Origin of the sequence: Streptomyces inhibens (genome assembly GCF_003389455.1) — a bacterium.
Lineage (GTDB): Bacteria > Actinomycetota > Actinomycetes > Streptomycetales > Streptomycetaceae > Streptomyces > Streptomyces inhibens.
In genome coordinates this window covers 1-16,992 of record NZ_QUAC01000446.1, presented here as the reverse complement: position 1 = coordinate 16,992, position 16,992 = coordinate 1, and the positions used below count along the sequence as shown (strand labels likewise).

General features: G+C 71.5%; 16 protein-coding genes. 9 read left to right on the top strand and 7 right to left on the bottom strand.

The genetic code is table 11. The features are described 5' to 3' along the window. The coding region (locus DY245_RS38590; protein ID WP_128511767.1) for a class I SAM-dependent methyltransferase at positions 1–504 on the bottom strand (504 nt) is incomplete at its 3' end. Positions 505–566: 62 nt separating this feature from the next. Further along, positions 567–1,847: a bifunctional adenosylcobinamide kinase/adenosylcobinamide-phosphate guanylyltransferase gene (locus DY245_RS38585; RefSeq protein ID WP_128511766.1), complete on the bottom strand. Its 1,281-nt coding sequence runs from the start codon at positions 1,845–1,847 to the stop codon at positions 567–569. Positions 1,848–2,008: 161 nt separating this feature from the next. On the opposite strand from DY245_RS38585, the gene DY245_RS38580 reads away from it, so the two are divergent. Further along, the gene (locus DY245_RS38580) at positions 2,009–2,233 is read left to right on the top strand and encodes a hypothetical protein (RefSeq protein WP_128511765.1); all 225 of its coding nucleotides are present in this window, start codon (positions 2,009–2,011) and stop codon (positions 2,231–2,233) included. A gap of 72 nt (positions 2,234–2,305) precedes the next feature. On the opposite strand, the gene DY245_RS38575 is transcribed toward DY245_RS38580, so the two are convergent. Then, positions 2,306–2,902, bottom strand: coding sequence for a DUF3043 domain-containing protein (locus DY245_RS38575; protein ID WP_128511764.1), 597 nt, complete (start codon positions 2,900–2,902; stop codon positions 2,306–2,308). A gap of 276 nt (positions 2,903–3,178) precedes the next feature. Between DY245_RS38575 and DY245_RS38570 the strand changes: the two genes are divergently transcribed. The 6 genes from DY245_RS38570 to DY245_RS38545 all read left to right on the top strand — a co-directional run bounded on the left by DY245_RS38570 (position 3,179) and on the right by DY245_RS38545 (position 10,384). Continuing rightward, positions 3,179–3,964, top strand: a complete 786-nt coding sequence (locus DY245_RS38570; RefSeq protein ID WP_128511768.1) for a PspA/IM30 family protein — start codon at positions 3,179–3,181, stop codon at positions 3,962–3,964. Between the two features lie 56 nt (positions 3,965–4,020). Next, positions 4,021–4,299: a PspA-associated protein PspAA gene (pspAA, locus tag DY245_RS38565; protein WP_128511763.1), complete on the top strand. Its 279-nt coding sequence runs from the start codon at positions 4,021–4,023 to the stop codon at positions 4,297–4,299. A 75-nt stretch (positions 4,300–4,374) separates the two neighbouring features. Then, positions 4,375–5,673: a sensor histidine kinase gene (locus DY245_RS38560; protein WP_128511762.1), complete on the top strand. Its 1,299-nt coding sequence runs from the start codon at positions 4,375–4,377 to the stop codon at positions 5,671–5,673. Next, a complete protein-coding gene (locus tag DY245_RS38555; RefSeq protein ID WP_128511761.1) occupies positions 5,670–6,356 on the top strand; it encodes a response regulator in 687 nt (228 codons plus the stop codon). The genes DY245_RS38560 and DY245_RS38555 overlap by 4 nt, the downstream gene beginning before the upstream one ends. 184 nt (positions 6,357–6,540) lie before the next feature. Continuing rightward, positions 6,541–9,735, top strand: a complete 3,195-nt coding sequence (locus DY245_RS38550) for an efflux RND transporter permease subunit (protein ID WP_128511760.1) — start codon at positions 6,541–6,543, stop codon at positions 9,733–9,735. Positions 9,736–9,931: 196 nt separating this feature from the next. Beyond that, positions 9,932–10,384 (top strand): hypothetical protein, encoded by a 453-nt coding sequence (locus DY245_RS38545; RefSeq protein ID WP_128511759.1) that lies wholly within the window; start codon positions 9,932–9,934, stop codon positions 10,382–10,384. 69 nt (positions 10,385–10,453) lie between these two features. On the opposite strand, the gene nadA is transcribed toward DY245_RS38545, so the two are convergent. After that, entirely contained in the window at positions 10,454–11,653 is a 1,200-nt protein-coding gene (gene nadA, locus DY245_RS38540) for a quinolinate synthase NadA (protein WP_128511758.1), read from the bottom strand. Between the two features lie 305 nt (positions 11,654–11,958). On the opposite strand from nadA, the gene erpA reads away from it, so the two are divergent. Next, positions 11,959–12,312: an iron-sulfur cluster insertion protein ErpA gene (gene erpA / locus DY245_RS38535; RefSeq protein WP_006606077.1), complete on the top strand. Its 354-nt coding sequence runs from the start codon at positions 11,959–11,961 to the stop codon at positions 12,310–12,312. Positions 12,313–12,407: 95 nt separating this feature from the next. Here erpA and DY245_RS38530 read toward each other — a convergent pair whose 3' ends face one another. Next, on the bottom strand, positions 12,408–13,934 hold the full coding sequence (locus tag DY245_RS38530) for a flagellar basal body-associated FliL family protein (RefSeq protein ID WP_128511757.1): 1,527 nt from the start codon (positions 13,932–13,934) through the stop codon (positions 12,408–12,410). A gap of 124 nt (positions 13,935–14,058) precedes the next feature. Beyond that, positions 14,059–14,286, bottom strand: coding sequence for a hypothetical protein (locus DY245_RS38525; RefSeq protein WP_128511756.1), 228 nt, complete (start codon positions 14,284–14,286; stop codon positions 14,059–14,061). A gap of 170 nt (positions 14,287–14,456) precedes the next feature. Between DY245_RS38525 and DY245_RS38520 the strand changes: the two genes are divergently transcribed. Continuing rightward, complete coding sequence (locus tag DY245_RS38520) at positions 14,457–15,431, top strand: carbohydrate kinase family protein (RefSeq protein WP_128511755.1); 975 nt, start codon at positions 14,457–14,459, stop codon at positions 15,429–15,431. Positions 15,432–15,449: 18 nt separating this feature from the next. On the opposite strand, the gene DY245_RS38515 is transcribed toward DY245_RS38520, so the two are convergent. Beyond that, positions 15,450–16,877, bottom strand: coding sequence for a cysteine desulfurase/sulfurtransferase TusA family protein (locus DY245_RS38515; protein ID WP_128511754.1), 1,428 nt, complete (start codon positions 16,875–16,877; stop codon positions 15,450–15,452). Between the last annotated feature and the right edge of the window lie 115 nt (positions 16,878–16,992).

The following is a 16,992-nucleotide window of genomic DNA, read 5'->3' as shown; positions in this document are numbered from 1 at the left end:
CCGGCGGCCGCCGGCCGGCCCGGCGGCCCGTCGGGCGAGCGCGGACGCCCACCGTGGCAGCGCGTCAAAGACCAGCGCACCGCCGGGAAACCGCTCCGCGCACGCCGCCAGCAGCGCGCGCACCGCGGGCGGCGACAGCCGCATCAGCACCCCGGGCGCCGTGACGATGACCCCGCGCTGCGGCTCGCGTACCGCGTCCAGCCAGCCGTGATCGGTCACCGCGCGGGCGACCGTACGCCGCCGGGCGCCGTCCGGCAGCAGCATCCGGCGCACCGCGGCGGTCTCCGGCGGCTGCACCGTCAGCCAGTTCAGCCGCCCGTTGTCCAGCCGCCAGAATCCGGTACCCAGGCCCTCGCCGAGCGCGACCACCGTCGCCTCCGGATGCCGCACCAGATAGGCGCGTACGGCCGCGTCGAAACACCGCCCGCGCGCCCCCGGCTCGCGCGCGGGGCGGGCGCTTTGCCGGCCCTGCGCTCCGGTCTCGGTCAGCTCGGTTTCGGTCACGGGTCAAGAGCACCCGCCGCCGCGTCCCCGGGCAAGCGGACACGGGCCCCGCCGGGCATCCGTCATCCACGCAGCGCAAGCGCCTGGCCCGCGACGACCAGCAGCACCTGCTCGCACTCCGCACCGAACGCCGCGTTCAGCCGCCCCAGTTCGTCCCGGAACCTCCGGCCCGCCGCGGTCGCCGGAACGACCCCCGAACCGACCTCGTTGCTGACCGCCACCACCGGCCGGTGGGTCTCCCGCAGCGCCGCCACCAGCGCATCGGTCCGCTCCCGCAGCGCCCGCCGCCCGCCGGCCTCCCAGGTCGCGTCGTCCCACGCCCCGACCTCGTCCATGGCATGCGTCAGCCACAGCGCCAGACAGTCGATGAGCAGCGGTGCGGCATCGGCCGGCCGCCCGGTGCCGGGGTCGGTGCCGGGCCCGGCGGCCGCCAGCAGCGGCACCAGATCGCAGGTCTCGACGGTGTGCCAGCTGCTGGGGCGGCGCTCGCGGTGCAGCGAGATCCGCTCCGCCCACTCCTCGTCGCCGTCCCGGGTGCCGCCGGTGGCCACGTACACCACGTCCGGGAAGGCCGCGAGCCGCCGCTCCGCCTCCACCGACTTGCCGCTGCGCGCCCCGCCCAGCACCAGGGTGCGCCGCGGCAGATCCGGCACCGCGTGGAACTCGCCGACCACCAGCGAGCTGCCGTCCGGCACCGCGCGGGCGCCCACCGCCGCCAGCCTGCGGTGGAGTTCGGGCCCCGGCGGCACGCTGTGGTCGATGTGCACCGCGACCACATCCGTTGCGGCGTCGACCGCCCCGCTCGCCCGCAGCCGGGCCAGCGCGTCCGGCCGCTCCAGTACGTCGACCAGCACCATGTCGTACGGGCCGGTGCCGCCCATGCCCTCGTAACCGCCGCCCGCCGCGGGATGGTTGCCGTCGCCCAGCCCGGCCGGCGCCGCACCCGGCGGCAGATACAGCAGCCGCTCGCCCTCGGAGCCGGAGATCTCGTAGCCGGTACCCGGGATGTCCACCGCGATGGCCCGCACCCGGTGCCCGTCGAGCAGCGCCAGCTCCCGCCCGTCGGCGACCCGGCCCGGTGTCGGCAGCCCGGCCGGCACCTCCATCACCGGCCCGTCGTGCGGATGCGAGAGCAGCACCTGCCGTACGCCCGCCAGCGACTGCCCGGCGCGGGCCGCCGCGAAGGCCGGGCCCGGAGTCAGGTCGATGAGCAGCGCACCGTCGACGAGCAGCGCGGTCGCCGCCCGCGCCTCGTCGCCGACGGCGGTCGCACAGGCGGCACACGGGCAGTCGGGGCGCGGCAGCCCCTGAGGGGCCCCGGTGCCTAGGAGAGTCACATCCACACCGCCGAGTTTCTCGCGTCCGCGCCCGGTGAGCGCGGCGGGGGCGGACTCGACACGGCCGTTAGGCTGCCGATCAGCACGCAAGCACCACATGGCGGAGTGCGTCAGCACGCGGTCCGCGGTGGCACAAACACGTACTCGGCGGGATTCAGGAGGCGGACATGGCGTGGACGTGGCGGTTCGAGAAGACGGACGGTACGGAGACGGCACCCGCCGTGGAACCGGAGGAGTTCACGACCCAGGGCGACGCGGAATCCTGGATCGGCGAGGAGTGGAAGGCCCTGCTCGACGGCGGCGTCGACCAGGTCCGCCTCTTCGAGGACGGCCAGGAGATCTACTCCGCCCCGATGAGCCTGCACGCGGCCGCCGAGGGCGCCGAGGGCTGAGCCCCCCATGACGCAGGGCCGGGTCCGTACGGACGGACCCGGCCCTGCCCCATCACATCCAGCGTGGCACCCTCAGGGCCGCTGACCCCGCTTGACCTGCGGCTTCGGCAGCCGCAGCCGCCGCATCTGCAGCGTCCGCATGACCGCGTACGCCTTCACGCCCTTGAGGTTCTCGTTCGGGAAGCGCTCCTGAAGCCGCTTGCCCAGGCGGAACCAGATCAGGACCGAGTCGAGCACGATCAGCACGATGATCACGAGCCACATCAGCAGCGCGATGGTCTGGATCGACGGCACCCGGATCATGGTCAGCACCAGGATCACCACCGCCATCGGCAGGAAGAACTCGGCGACGCACCAGCGCGAGTCGACGAAGTCCCGCGCGAACCGGCGCACCGGTCCCTTGTCGCGCACCGGCAGATACCGCTCGTCGCCGCTGGCCATCGCCTCACGCTGGCGGGCCATATCGGCACGGCGGGCCTCCCGCTGTGCTTTGGCCGCGTCCTTGCGGTTGGACGGCGTATGCGCACGGGAGCGGCGCTGCGACTGGGAATCGCTGCGCTTGGGCGTCGGGCGGCCTTTGGGGGCCTGCGGGTCGCGGGGCTGCTGGGGCTGGTCCGCGGTCACCTTGGCGGTCGCGGCCTGCTCATCCTTCGAACGGCTTCGGAACACAAAACCCAAGGGTACGTGCTCCCCGCCCGGGGGCCAGGGTCCGACGGCCACGATCCGGCAACGGCGTACGCCGATATCGCCACATCAGGCCTCTCCCTACTCCTTGCGCGGGAGGAGATGCGCTCCGCGATCGTCCTGGAGGAGGAGCGCATCCGGGCGCGAACAGTGCGGTAATGGAACCAGGGCCCGTACTGTGGGGTCTGTAGATGTGCTGGAGCCTAAGCCCGAAGTGATTCGGTCAGAAGGGGGCGCGCGAGGCCCATGAGCGATGGTGTCATGAAGCGGATGGGGATGATCTTCCGCGCGAAGGCCAACAAGGCCCTGGACCGGGCCGAAGACCCGCGCGAAACCCTCGACTACTCGTACCAGAAGCAGCTGGAACTGCTGCAGAAGGTACGCCGCGGTGTCGCCGACGTGGCGACCTCCCGCAAGCGCCTGGAGCTGCAGCTCAACCAGCTCCAGGGCCAGTCCGCGAAGCTGGAGGACCAGGGCCGCAAGGCGCTGGCGCTCGGCCGCGAGGACCTGGCCCGCGAGGCGCTGACCCGGCGCAGCGCGCTGCAGCAGCAGGTCACCGACCTGGAGACGCAGCACCAGACGCTGCAGGGTGAGGAGGAGAAGCTCACGCTCGCCTCACAGCGGCTGCAGGCCAAGGTCGACGCCTTCCGTACGAAGAAGGAGACGATCAAGGCCACCTACACGGCTGCCCAGGCGCAGACCCGGATCGGCGAGGCCTTCTCCGGCATCTCCGAGGAGATGGGCGACGTCGGCCTCGCGATCCAGCGGGCCGAGGACAAGACCGCCCAGCTCCAGGCGCGGGCCGGTGCGATCGACGAACTGATGGCCTCCGGTGCGCTGGACGACCCGAGCGGTATGGCCAAGGACGACATCACCGCCGAGCTGGACCGCCTGTCCGGCGGCAGCGATGTCGAACTGGAGCTGCAGCGGATGAAGGCCGAGCTCGCGGGAGGCCCGTCGGCCGGCAAGCAGGCGATCGAGAGCGGTCAGGGCGGCGAGGCCCAGCCCTCACCGCAGCAGGACCAGCCGCGTTTCGACAAGCAGTGACGGTCGGCGGCGGTTAGCCTCACAGAGATCGTCGGACCGGACCAAGGGAGACCGTCGTGATCGTACGGATCATGGGGGAGGGCCAGGTGAAGGTGGCGGACAGCCACTTCATCGAGCTCAACAAGCTGGACGACGAGCTGCTCGCCGAGATGGAGAGCGGCGACACGGACGGCTTCAAGCGCACGCTGAGTGCTCTCCTGGAAGCGGTGCGCCGGCTCGGCGAACCGCTGCCCGACGACTCCCTGGAGCCGTCGGAGCTGATTCTCCCCAACGAGGACGCGGCCCTCGAAGAGGTCCGGGAGATGCTCAGCGACGACGGCCTCATCCCGGGCTGACCGCCGCCGCCCACCTCCACTCCAGCGCACAGCGCCCCGGTCCCTTCCCGGACCGGGGCGCTACCGTTTGCTCTTGTGAGCCTCCCCGACCCTCGTCCGGACGCGCCCCGCGCCGGCCGCTTCCACTGGCACCGGACGCACCCGCTGGCGTTCGACGCCGTCCTGGCGGTGGCCGCCTTCGGGTGCATCCTGTTCGGCGCGGTGGCCGATCCGCACGGCCGGCACGGCCCGCGGTTCGCCGGCCATGAGCTGACCGCGACGACCGTGGTGCTCGCCGCCCTGGCCTGCACCGCCCTGGTCCTGCGCCGCCGGCTGCCCCGTACGGTCCTGGCGGCCACCTGCGCGCTGACCATCATCGAACTGGTCGCCCGCTCCACCGATCCGCGCGCCCCGGTGGCCGCCTCCGCCGTGATCGCGCTCTACAGCCTGGCCTCCCGCACCGACCGGCCCACCACCTGGCGGATCGGCGCACTGACCGTCGTCGTACTGACCGCCGCCGCGATGCTCTACGGGCCCCGCCCCTGGTACGCGCAGGAGAACCTCGGGATCTTCGCCTGGACGGGCATGGCCGCCGCCGCGGGCGATGCGGTCCGCAGCCGCCGTGCCTTTGTGAACGCCATCCGCGAGCGCGCCGAGCGCGCCGAACGCACCCGCGAGGAAGAGGCCAGGCGCCGGGTCGCCGAGGAGCGCATGCGCATCGCCCGCGAGCTGCACGACGTCGTCGCCCACCACATCGCCCTGGTCAACGTCCAGGCCGGGGTCGCCTCGCACGTCATGGACAACCGCCCCGACCAGGCCAAGCAGGCGCTGGCCCACGTCCGTGAGGCGTCCCGGTCGGCGCTGGAGGAACTCCGCGCCACCGTCGGCCTGCTGCGGCAGTCCGACGACCCCACGGCGCCGACCGAGCCCGCGCCCGGCCTCGGCGTCCTCGACCAGCTCGTCGAGGGGTTCGTCCGCGCCGGGATCCCCGTCGATCTCGACCTGCCGCCCGCTCCCCGGCCGCTGCCCGCCTCCGTCGATCTGACCGCCTACCGTGTGGTCCAGGAGGCGCTGACCAATGTGCACAAGCACGCCGGTGAGGGGGCCCGCGCCACGGTGCGGATCATCCACTCCGGGACCACGCTGACCGTGACCGTCCTGGACGACGGAGCGGGCCGGGCCGGGGTACCGCGGCAGAAGGGCGGCGACCGTCCGGCCGTGGAGGGCGGGCCCGGCGAGCCGGAGGACAGCGGCGGCGGCCACGGTCTGATCGGGATGCGTGAGCGGGTCTTCGCGCTGCGCGGCACGGTCGTGACCGGCCCGCGCGCGGCCGGCGGCTTCCAGGTGCGGGTCACCCTTCCACTGCAGTCCGTCCGTACGGGGGAGACAACATGACGATCAAGGTGCTGCTCGCCGACGACCAGGCACTGCTGCGCAGCGCGTTCCGGGTGCTGGTCGACTCCGAGCCGGACATGCAGGTCGTCGGGGAGGCATCCGACGGCGCCCAGGCGTACGAGCTGACCCGGACGGAGCGCCCCGATGTCGTCCTCATGGACATCCGGATGCCCGGCGTGGACGGTCTGGCCGCCACCCGCATGATCACCGAGGACCCGGAGCTGACCGACGTCCGGGTGGTGATCCTGACGACCTTCGAGGTCGACGACTATGTGGTGCAGTCGCTGCGGAACGGCGCCAGCGGCTTTCTGGGCAAGGGCGCCGAGCCCGACGAGATGCTCAACGCGATCCGGATCGCGGCGGCCGGTGAGGCGCTGCTGTCGCCCGTCGCGACCAAGGGGCTGATCGCCAAGTTCCTTGCCCAGGGCGGCAGTTCGGTCGAGGGTGGGCCCGGAGGGCGGGGCGCGGAGCGGCTGGCGACGCTGACCGGCCGCGAGCGCGAGGTGCTGGTCCTGGTGGCCGGCGGGCTGCCCAACGACGAGATCGCCGAACAGCTGGCGGTCAGCCCGCTCACCGTCAAGACGCATGTCAACCGCGCGATGGCCAAGCTGGGCGCCCGCGACCGCTCCCAGCTGGTGGTCATCGCCTACGAGTCAGGGCTCGTACGCCCACGGGTGCAGTAAGGGTGGAGTAAGCCGTACTCCGAACGCGGTACGGCCGCGAGCCGGAAACCGACCTGCGAGCGAGGAAAACCGGCCAGGGCATGGCCGAAGGTGTAAGTGGGCCCGCAAAGGCCCCCGCCGCCGGGCCCGAGCAGGCCCCGCCGACCCTTGCCGTCCTTTTCAGAACAGAAGAGAGACCCCACCCATGTCCTGGCTGTCCCGACTCAGCCTCGTACAACGGGGCCTGGTAGCGCTGATGTCGATCGTGGCGATCGCCTTCGGCGCCATCGCGATCCCGCAGCTCAAGCAGCAGCTCCTGCCGTCCATCGAACTCCCGATGGTCTCCGTTCTGGCGCCGTATCAGGGCGCCTCGCCCGATGTCGTCGAGAAGCAGGTGATCGAGCCGCTGGAGGACGGTATCCAGGCGGTCGACGGCATCAAGGGCGTCACCTCGACGTCGAGCGAGGGCTCGGGCGTCATCATGGCGCAGTTCGACTACGGCAATGACTCCAAGCGCCTGGTCGCCGATGTCCAGCAGGCGGTGAACCGCGCCCGCGCGAAGCTGCCCAAGGACGTCGACCCGCAGGTGGTGGCCGGCTCGACGGACGACATCCCCACCGTCGTCCTCGCCGTCTCCTCCGCCACCAAGGACCAGCAGACGCTCGCCGACCAGCTCGACCGCAGCGTCGTACCGGACCTGAAGAACATCGACGGCGTCAGCCAGGTCACGGTGGACGGCGTCCAGGACCGGATCGTCGCGGTCACCCCCGACGACAAGAAGCTCGCCGCCGCCGGGCTGAACTCCCAGGCGCTCGGCCAGGCGCTGGAGGCCGGCGGTGCGTCGGTGCCGGCCGGTTCGTTCGCCGAGGGCGGGCAGAGCAGGACCGTTCAGGTCGGCGCGGGGTTCACCTCCGTACGGCAGATCAAGGACCTGACCCTCGCCCCGGCCCCGGCGGCCGGCGGCTCCGGTGCCGGCGTGGGCGGCGGCCGGTCGGCCGAGCCGGTCCGCCTCGGTGATGTCGCCACCGTCAAGGAGGAGTCGGCCACCCCGACCTCCCTCACCCGCACCAACGGCAAGCCCAGCCTCGCCGTGATGGTGACGATGGACCAGGACGGCAGCGCGGTCGCGATCTCCGACGCGGTCAAGGACAAGCTCACCAAGATCCGTCAGGACCTGGGCAAGGGCACCGAGGTCACGGTCGCCTCCGACCAGGGCCCGGCGGTCTCCAAGTCGATCGACTCGCTGACCACCGAGGGCCTGCTCGGCCTCGCCATGGCGGTCATCGTCATCCTGGTCTTCCTGCTCAGCCTGCGCTCCACGCTGGTGACCGCGGTCTCCATACCCCTCTCGGTCGTCATCACCCTGATCGTGCTGTGGACCGGGGACCTCTCCCTCAACATGCTCACCCTCGGCGCGCTGACCATCGCGATCGGCCGCGTCGTCGACGACTCCATCGTCGTCCTGGAGAACATCAAGCGGCACCTCGGCTACGGCGAGGAGCGCCGCGAGGCCATCCTCTCCGCCGTCCGCGAGGTCTCCGGAGCGATCACCTCCTCCACCCTCACCACGGTCGCGGTCTTCCTGCCGATCGGTGTGGTCGGAGGCATGGTCGGCGCCCTCTTCGGCTCCTTCTCGCTGACCGTGACCGTCGCCCTGCTCTCCTCCCTGATCGTCTCGCTGACGGTCGTCCCGGTGCTGTCGTACTGGTTCCTGCGCGCCCCCGAGATCCCCGAGGGCACCACCGTGGACGAGCTGCGCCGCACGGCGGAGGAGAAGGAGACCAAGAGCGCGCTGCAGCGCCTCTACGTCCCGGTGCTGCGCTTCGCGACCCGCCGCCGGATCACCAGCCTGGTCATCGCCGTCGTCATCCTCATCGGCACCTTCGGCATGGGCCCGCTGCTGAAGACCAACTTCTTCGACCAGGGTGACCAGGACACCCTCACCCTCAAGCAGGAGCTCAAGCCCGGCACCAGCCTGGGCGCGGCCGACGCGCAGGCCAAGAAGGTCGAGAAGCTGCTGGCGGCCGACGACGACATCGCCGACTACCAGGTCACCGTCGGCTCCTCCGGCTTCATGGCGGCCTTCGGCGGCGGCACCGGCGCCAATCAGGCCTCCTACCAGCTCAAGCTGAAGGACGCCGCCGACTCCGGCAAGGTCACCCACGATCTGCGGGCCGCTCTCGACAAGCTCGGCAAGTCCATCGGCGACACCACCGTCACCGCGGGCGGCGGCTTCGGCAGCCAGGACCTGAGCGTGGTCGTCAAGGCCGGCGACGCCGACGTGCTGAAGAAGGCCGGCGAGCAGGTCCGTAAGGCCGTCGCCGGGCTCGACAACGTCACCGACGTCCAGAGCGACCTGGCCCAGAGCGTGCCGCGGATCTCCGTCAAGCCCAACGCCAAGGCGGCGGCGGCCGGTTACAACCAGGCCACGCTCGGCGCCGCGGTCGCCCAGGCGGTCCGCGGAACCACCAGCGGCAAGGCCGTCCTGGACGACACCGAGCGCGACATCGTGATCAAGTCGGCCCACCCGGCCACCACCGAGGCCGAGTTGAAGAACCTGGCCGTCCCGACCCCGGCGGGCCCGGTCAAGCTCGGCACCATCGCCACCGTGCGGACCGTCCCCGGTCCGGTCCAGATGACCCGGATCGACGGCGCCCGCTCGGCGACCATCACCGCCAAGCCGACCGGCGACAACACCGGCGCGGTCAGCACCGAGCTGCAGAGCAAGATCAACGCCCTGAAGCTGCCGGACGGCGCCACCGCGAAGATCGGCGGCGTCTCCCAGGACCAGACCGACGCGTTCTCCTCGCTCGGCCTGGCGATGCTGGCGGCCATCGCCATCGTCTTCATGCTGCTGGTGGCCACCTTCAAGTCGCTCATCCAGCCGCTGATCCTGCTCGTCTCGATCCCGTTCGCGGCGACCGGTGCGATCGGTCTGCTGGTCGCCACCGGCACCCCGCTGGGCGTCCCGGCGATGATCGGCATGCTGATGCTGATCGGCATCGTGGTCACCAACGCCATCGTGCTGATCGACCTGATCAACCAGTACCGGTCGCAGGGTTACGGCGTGGTCGAGGCGGTCATCGAGGGCGGCCGCCACCGTCTGCGCCCGATCCTGATGACGGCGCTGGCCACGATCATGGCGCTGCTGCCGATGGCGCTGTCCATCACCGGTGACGGCGGCTTCATCTCGCAGCCGCTCGCCGTGGTCGTGATCGGCGGTCTGATCACCTCCACCCTGCTCACCCTCCTCCTCGTCCCGACGCTCTACGCGATGATCGAGCTGCGCAAGGAGCGCCGGGCGAAGAAGAAGGCCGCCAAGCGCGCGAAGAAGGCCGGCCTGCCGGTCCCGTCCGCCGAGGGCGACGACGAGCGCACACCGGAGCCCGCGAGCGTCTGACCGCGGGCCCGCCGACAGGAGCCCCCGCAGCCGTGTCCTACGGCTGCGGGGGCTCCTTCGTGTGTTTCCGCGTCTGCGTTGCCGAGCGCTGCGGGATGTGGTGCGGATTGCGGCCGGCCGGGGTGACCGGCTCGCCGATCGCACTGAGTGATGGGATCGTGGCTTTTGGTGCTGATCCGACGAAAGGTGAGCGACCGTGCCGTCCGCCCTGGCCCGCAAGGCCGCCCCTGTCACCGCTGCCGGGATCGCCTTCGCCCTGGCTCTCGCAGTCGCTCCACCGGCCGCCGCCATCGGACCCACGGCGTCCGTCCGTGTGAAGGTCACGGGCGGGGCCTTCACCGCCAGCGTGGGCACCGGGACGGAGGCGCGCTTCGTCTTCGGCGGCTTCTACTGCGCCGCCGGCGACGGAAGCCCCACGCCCCTCACCGCCCTGGTCGACGCCGACGAACGGTTCGACTTCGGCGTCCAGGCGCGCTGGGACGCCGCCACGCAGGACTTTGTCGTCACGAGCATCCATGGCGATTTTGCCGACGACAGCAAGAAGTGGAACGCGTATGTGAACGAGAAAAAGATCAAGACCGGGCCCTGTGGCACCGCGATCAAGGACAACGACAAGGTGCGCTGGACCCTGGAGGCCCCGAAGAAATGACCGGCGGCCCCGCCTCTCCCGAGGTGGGGCCGCCGGTCTTGCGTGGCGACAAAGGGGCGCCCACGGCGCCTACGGCAGCGCCAGCATCCGCTCCAGCGCCAGCTTCGCGAAGCTCTCGGTCTCCTTGTCGACCTCGATGCGGTTGACGACCTTGCCGGACGCCAGCGACTCCAGGGTCCACACCAGGTGGGGGAGGTCGATGCGGTTCATGGTCGAGCAGAAGCAGACCGTCTTGTCGAGGAAGACGATCTCCTTGTCCTCGGCGGCGAAGCGGTTGGCCAGCCGGCGGACCAGGTTCAGCTCGGTGCCGATGGCCCACTTCGAGCCGCGCGGGGCGGCCTCCAGGGCCTTGATGATGTACTCCGTCGAGCCGACCTGGTCCGCGGCCGCCACGACCTCGTGCTTGCACTCGGGGTGGACGAGGACGTTGACGTCCGGAATGCGGGCCCGCACGTCGTTCACCGAGTCCAGGGAGAACCGGCCGTGGACCGAGCAGTGGCCGCGCCACAGGATCATCTTCGCGTCCCGCAGCTGCTCGACGGTCAGGCCGCCGTTCGGCTTGTGCGGGTTGTAGACCACGCAGTCGTCCAGGGACATGCCCATGTCGCGGACGGCGGTGTTGCGGCCCAGGTGCTGGTCGGGCAGGAAAAGAACCTTTGTTGAACCGGGCTCCCCCTGCTCGAACGCCCAGTCCAGCGCCCGCTTGGCGTTGGAGGAGGTGCAGATCGTGCCGCCGTGCTTGCCGGTGAAGGCCTTGATGTCGGCCGAGGAGTTCATGTACGAGACGGGCACGACCTGCTCGGCCACGCCGGCCTCGGTGAGCACGTCCCAGCACTCGGCGACCTGCTCGGCGGTGGCCATGTCGGCCATCGAGCAGCCCGCGGCCAGGTCGGGGAGGATGACCTGCTGGCCGTCGCCGGTGAGGATGTCGGCGGACTCGGCCATGAAGTGCACACCGCAGAAGACGATGTACTCCGCGTCCGGCCGGGCGGCGGCGTCCCGCGCGAGCTTGAAGGAGTCGCCGGTCACGTCGGCGAACTCGATGACCTCGTCGCGCTGGTAGTGGTGCCCGAGGATGAAGACCTTGTCCCCGAGCTTCGCCTTGGCCGCGCGGGCGCGCTCGACGAGGTCGGGGTCCGACGGCGCCGGCAGGTCGCCGGGGCACTCCACGCCGCGCTCGCTCTTCGGGTCGGCCTCGCGGCCGAGGAGGAGCAGGGCCAGCGGGGTCGGCTGGACGTCCAGGGGCTGGGCGGTGGTCACGACACGCACCCTCTCATTTCTGCAGACTGCCTTTTCGTCTATTTGACGCTATCTATGATAGCTGCTTCACGTCACTTTGACGATGGCCATCGTGTCGATGTGACGCATCAGCACCCCGCTGTGTGTGGTCGGCCACCTGTTCCCGGCCGCCGGTGTGCGAGCATGAGAGAAGAAGGATGAGAGAGGCTGCCCCCGGCAGTGTTCGGAAGGCTTCTCCACAAGTTTGCGCCCAGCCGGAATTAATCCGGGACGTCTGCGGTTGCAGCTGGTTGCATCCGATGACAAGCGGTCCGTACAACCCGGGAGAGATGTAGATGAGCGTTCAGGACGAGACCACCGTCAGCGACGGCATCATCCTGTCCGACGCGGCCGCGTCGAAGGTCAAGAGCCTGCTGGAGCAGGAAGGCCGGGACGACCTCGCGCTGCGGGTGGCCGTTCAGCCCGGTGGCTGCTCCGGACTGCGCTACCAGCTCTTCTTCGACGAGCGCTCGCTCGACGGCGATGTCGTCAAGGACTTCGACGGCGTCAAGGTCGTCACCGACCGGATGAGCGCCCCCTACCTGGGCGGTGCCTCCATCGACTTCGTCGACACCATCGAGAAGCAGGGCTTCACGATCGACAACCCGAACGCCACCGGCTCCTGCGCCTGCGGCGACTCCTTCAGCTAAGGGTCACGGGTAGTACGCCGAAAGGCGGCGCCCCCGAGTGGGGAGCGCCGCCTTTCGGCGTATCCGCTCACGGGCCGGCCGGTCGCCGGCCCTGTTCACTGCTTCGGCACGGACTCACCGGTCGACACATCGATCACCTTCCGGCCGTCCAGCGGCCGCTCCAGCGTCACGGTCTTGGTGAACTCCTTGGCGATCTTCACGCAGATCTGGCCCGGGTGCTTGTCCTTGCCGACGACCTGGGTCCGCACGGTCGTGGCCGACTCCTCGGCGCTCACCGAGTAGACGCTGCACACCCCGCCCCAGAAGTGCACGGTGAGCTTCTTGCCGCCGTCGCTCACGTCGTACGACTCCAGCGCCATCGCGCCCGGCTTCCCGGACGGCCCCTTCGGCGGCTGCCCCGGGCTCTTGGAGGTGCCGTCGCCCGGGTGGGCCAGGTACTTCGGGTTCACCGCGGGGTGCGCGACCGTCGATGTCGCGTCCGGGCCGCTGCCGGCGCCCGGCTGGCGCACCGTGTACAGCCACGACGGCACCAGCGCCTGCCCGCCCTTCACGTACTGCACCGCGAGCCCGAAGACCGCACCGGTCACCTCGGCCGGCTTCTGCGCCTTCGTCGGAGCCGGCTCGCACGGCGCGATCCCGTCGTCCTTGCCGCCCTTCCCGGCGGGCGTCGAGGGGCAGCCGGCCGGCTTGCGCCCATCGCCCGAATTCAGCCGGTCGAGCGTCTTGCCGGCGCTCAGCACCGGATACACCGCGCCCTTGACCGGGTTCGCCAACTGGCCGCTGCCGCCGACCACTTGACCGTCCGAACCGACCTGTAGATCGCTCTGCCAGCCGTACGTCGGCAGCCCGCCGAGCACCGGATCCGCGGTCACGATCCGCACCGCGCCGGACAGCCCGCTCGCATCGAGCTTGGCGCTCTGCCGGCCGATCGCCTTGAGCACCGGCCGCACCGCCTGCTTGGCCTTCTCCGGCGACACCGCGCCCTTGCCGCTGCCGTCGTCCTCGGTCGTGATGTCCCCGCCGCCGCGGTACGACGGACAGCCGGGCCGGCTCGACGAGCCACCGCCGGCGGGCCGGTCCTCGCCCGTCCCTCCCTTGGGAGAGGCGGGCAGCGCGCAGTTCGTCCCGCCCGGGGTGCCGTACTGCGAGTACGTCCAGGAACCCGAGCCGGTCTTGTTCACCTGGAGGACGGGGCTACGGGCATCCCGTGTCAGCCCGCCGACCTTCCAGGTGGTGCCCTCCGAGCGGACCTTTCCGGCCACATCCAGCGCCTTCGCCAGCCGTTCCACCGACGCCCGGCTGATCTCCCCCTTGGGGCGGTACACCGGCGCGGACCCCGGCCCGTCGGGCAGCTTCGCCACGGCCCGGTACTTCGCGCCCTGCGGATTGGGCTCACCGGCCGCGATCGAGCCGCCGTCGTAGCCGTCGAGCGCGAGCGGCGGCGGGTCGCCCTTGGCGGGGGCGCCCGCGCCCGAGCCGTCGCCGTGGGACGCGGACGAGGCCCAGTACGCCGCGCCACCCCCGGCCAGCAGCACCGCGGCGGCCATCGAGGCGACCACCATCGGGGTGCGCCGCCTGCGCTCCTTGGGGCTCGGGGTGTCGTTGGTGTCCTCGGTGTTCACCGCATCGCTCCTTCAGCTCCGCTGAACATCTGACGTGCCACCCTTTGTGGGGTGGACGTCGATGGGACGGAGCGGGGGCGCGCGCGGTTCCCGCCCACCGCCGTTCGGGCGCCGAGGCGACCGTTCAGTCGCCGTACTCGGACATTCCGTCCACCAGCGCGGCGGATGTGGCAGGAACCTTGATCCCGTGCAGATCGGAGGCGCGCCCCGGCGCCGGCGCGGTCCGCCGCCCGGCCTTCCAGTGGCCCGCCATCCGGGCGCAGTCGCCGCGCAGCTCGTCGAGCGATTCCGGGTCCGATACGGCGGGCGAGCCGGCAGCGCGCGATGTGACGGCTTTCACAGGCTTGGTCATAAGGGCACCGTACGCAGCCATGTGCCGGCGAGAAAGGCCTACTATTGGGTAGTTATTTGCTGGTTTCAGCAGATCCAAGTGTCCGGGATGACCGGGTGGCCCCGCACCGTGCCGGGTAGCGTTGCTCTCCGTCCGCCCGCCCCTACGCCCTCCGCAGGAGCAGACCCGTCGTGCGTATCGCAGTCACCGGCTCCATCGCCACCGACCACCTGATGACCTTCCCCGGCCGCTTCGCCGACCAGCTCGTGGCCGACCAGCTGCATACGGTCTCCCTTTCGTTCCTGGTCGACCAGCTCGATGTCCGCCGCGGCGGTGTCGCCGCCAACATCTGCTTCGGCATGGGCCAGCTCGGCACCGCGCCGATCCTGGTCGGCGCCGCGGGCAACGATTTCGAGGAGTACCGCGCCTGGCTCGACCGCCACGGCGTCGACACCCGTTCCGTACGCATCTCCGAGGTCCTGCACACCGCGCGCTTCGTGTGCACCACCGACGCCGACCACAACCAGATCGGCTCCTTCTACACCGGCGCGATGAGCGAGGCCCGGCTGATCGAGCTCCAGCACGTGGCCGACCGGGTCGGCGGTCTGGACCTCGTCCTCATCGGTGCGGACGACCCCGAGGCGATGATCCGGCACACCGAGGAGTGCCGCGGCCGCGGGATCCCCTTCGCCGCCGACTTCTCCCAGCAGATCGCCCGTATGGACGGCGACGCCATCCGCACCCTCATGGAGGACGCGGCCTACCTCTTCTCCAACGAGTACGAGAAGGGCCTGATCGAGACCAAGACCGGCTGGACCGACGAGGAGATCCTCGCCAAGGTCGGCACCCGCGTCACCACCCTGGGCTCCAACGGCGTCCGCATCGAGCGGGTCGGCGAGCCGGCCATCGAGGTCGGCGTCCCGGAGGAGAACGCCAAGGCCGACCCGACCGGCGTCGGCGACGCCTTCCGGGCCGGCTTCCTGTCCGGTCTGGCCTGGGGCGTCGGCTTGGAGCGCGCCGCCCAGGTCGGCTGCATGCTGGCGACGCTGGTCATCGAGACCGTCGGCACCCAGGAGTACGAGCTGCACCGCAGCCACTTCATGGACCGCTTCACCAAGGCGTACGGCCACGAGGCCGCGACCGAGGTCCAGCAGTACCTGGCCTGAACCGGCCGGACCCTTCCGTCAGACGCGGCGCCGCACCACATACGCGGCGCCGCGTTCGGCGGACCGCTCGCCCACGTACTCCTGGTCGCGCATCGCGCACCAGGCGGGGATGTCCTGCCGGGCCGCCTCGTCGTCGGAGAGCACCGTCACCGTCCCGCCGACCGGCACCTGGCCGATCACCTTCGCCAGCTCGATGACCGGGATGGGGCAACGCCTGCCGAGCGAGTCGACGACCAGGCCGGCGGGCTCGTCGGGCTCCTCGTGGGGCGCCGGGGCCGCCGCGGCCCCGCCGGCCGTCGCCGCTACGTCCGCCGGCACCCCCAGCCGCTCCCGCACCGACCGCACCACCTGCGGCAGCACCTCCAGGAAGCGGTCCACATCCGCCTCGGCGGTGCCGTACGGCAGCGAGACCCGCACATTCCCCTCGGACAGCACACCCATCGCGCGCAGCACATGGCTCGGCGCCAGGGTGCTGGACGTACAGGACGATCCGGACGAAACCGAGAACCCGGCACGGTCCAGCTCGTGCAGCAACGTCTCTCCGTCGACATAGAGACAGGAGAAGGTGACGAGATGGGGGAGGCGGCGCACCGGATCGCCGACCACCTCCACGTCCGGCACCAGCTCCGGCACCCGTGTGCGGATCCGCTCCACCAGCCGCCGCAGCCGCACCGCCTCGTCCATGGTCTCCGGGGCCGCCCGCAGCGCACGCAGCGAAGCCGCGGCGGCCACGATCCCCGGGATGTTCTCGAACCCCGGGCTACGGCCGGACTCCCGCTCGTCATACGGCCCCTGGGGCGCGAACCGGGTCCCCTTGCGGACCGCGAGCAGCCCCACCCCGGGCGGACCGCCCCACTTGTGGGCGCTCGCCGCCAGCAGCGACCAGGCGCCGGGCACCGGACCCCAGGGCAGCGACTGCGCGGCGTCCACCAGAAGGGGCACCCCCGCCTCCTGGCAGAGCGCGGCCACCTCTTCGACCGGCTGTTCGGTTCCCACCTCGTGGTTGGCGGACTGGAGACAGACCAGTGCGGTGTCCGGGGTGAGCGCGGCGGAGGCCTCGTCGGCCGCCACCCGGCCCGTACGGTCCACGGCCAGCTCGGCGCGGGTGCCGCCGGCCGCCTCGTGGACCTCGGCGGCATGCAGTACGGAGGAGTGTTCGACGGCGGAGTACAGCAGCCGGCGGCCGACGCGCCGACGGGCCGCCAGCGCCCCGGCGACGCCCCGATGCACCGCCTGCGTCCCCGAAGGGGTGAAAACCAGCTCGTCCGGGCGGCAGCCCACGGCCTCGGCCGCGGCCTCGCGCGCGGCGTCCAGCAGCAGCCGGCCGCGCCGCCCCTCGCGGTAGAGGCGGGCCGGGTCGGCCCAGCCTTCGTCGAGCGAGGCGAGCAGGGCCTCACGGGCGACGGGATGCAGCGGTGCGGCGGACGCCGCGTCGAAGTAGGGCACGTACGAGACGTTAGTCCCCCCGCCGACGCCGGGGGAGCCCCACCGGGATGCGGAGCGCGGCCCCGCGCCACGGCGGGCGGGGCGGCCGTCCGCGGGGCCCGGCGGGCAGGGCGGT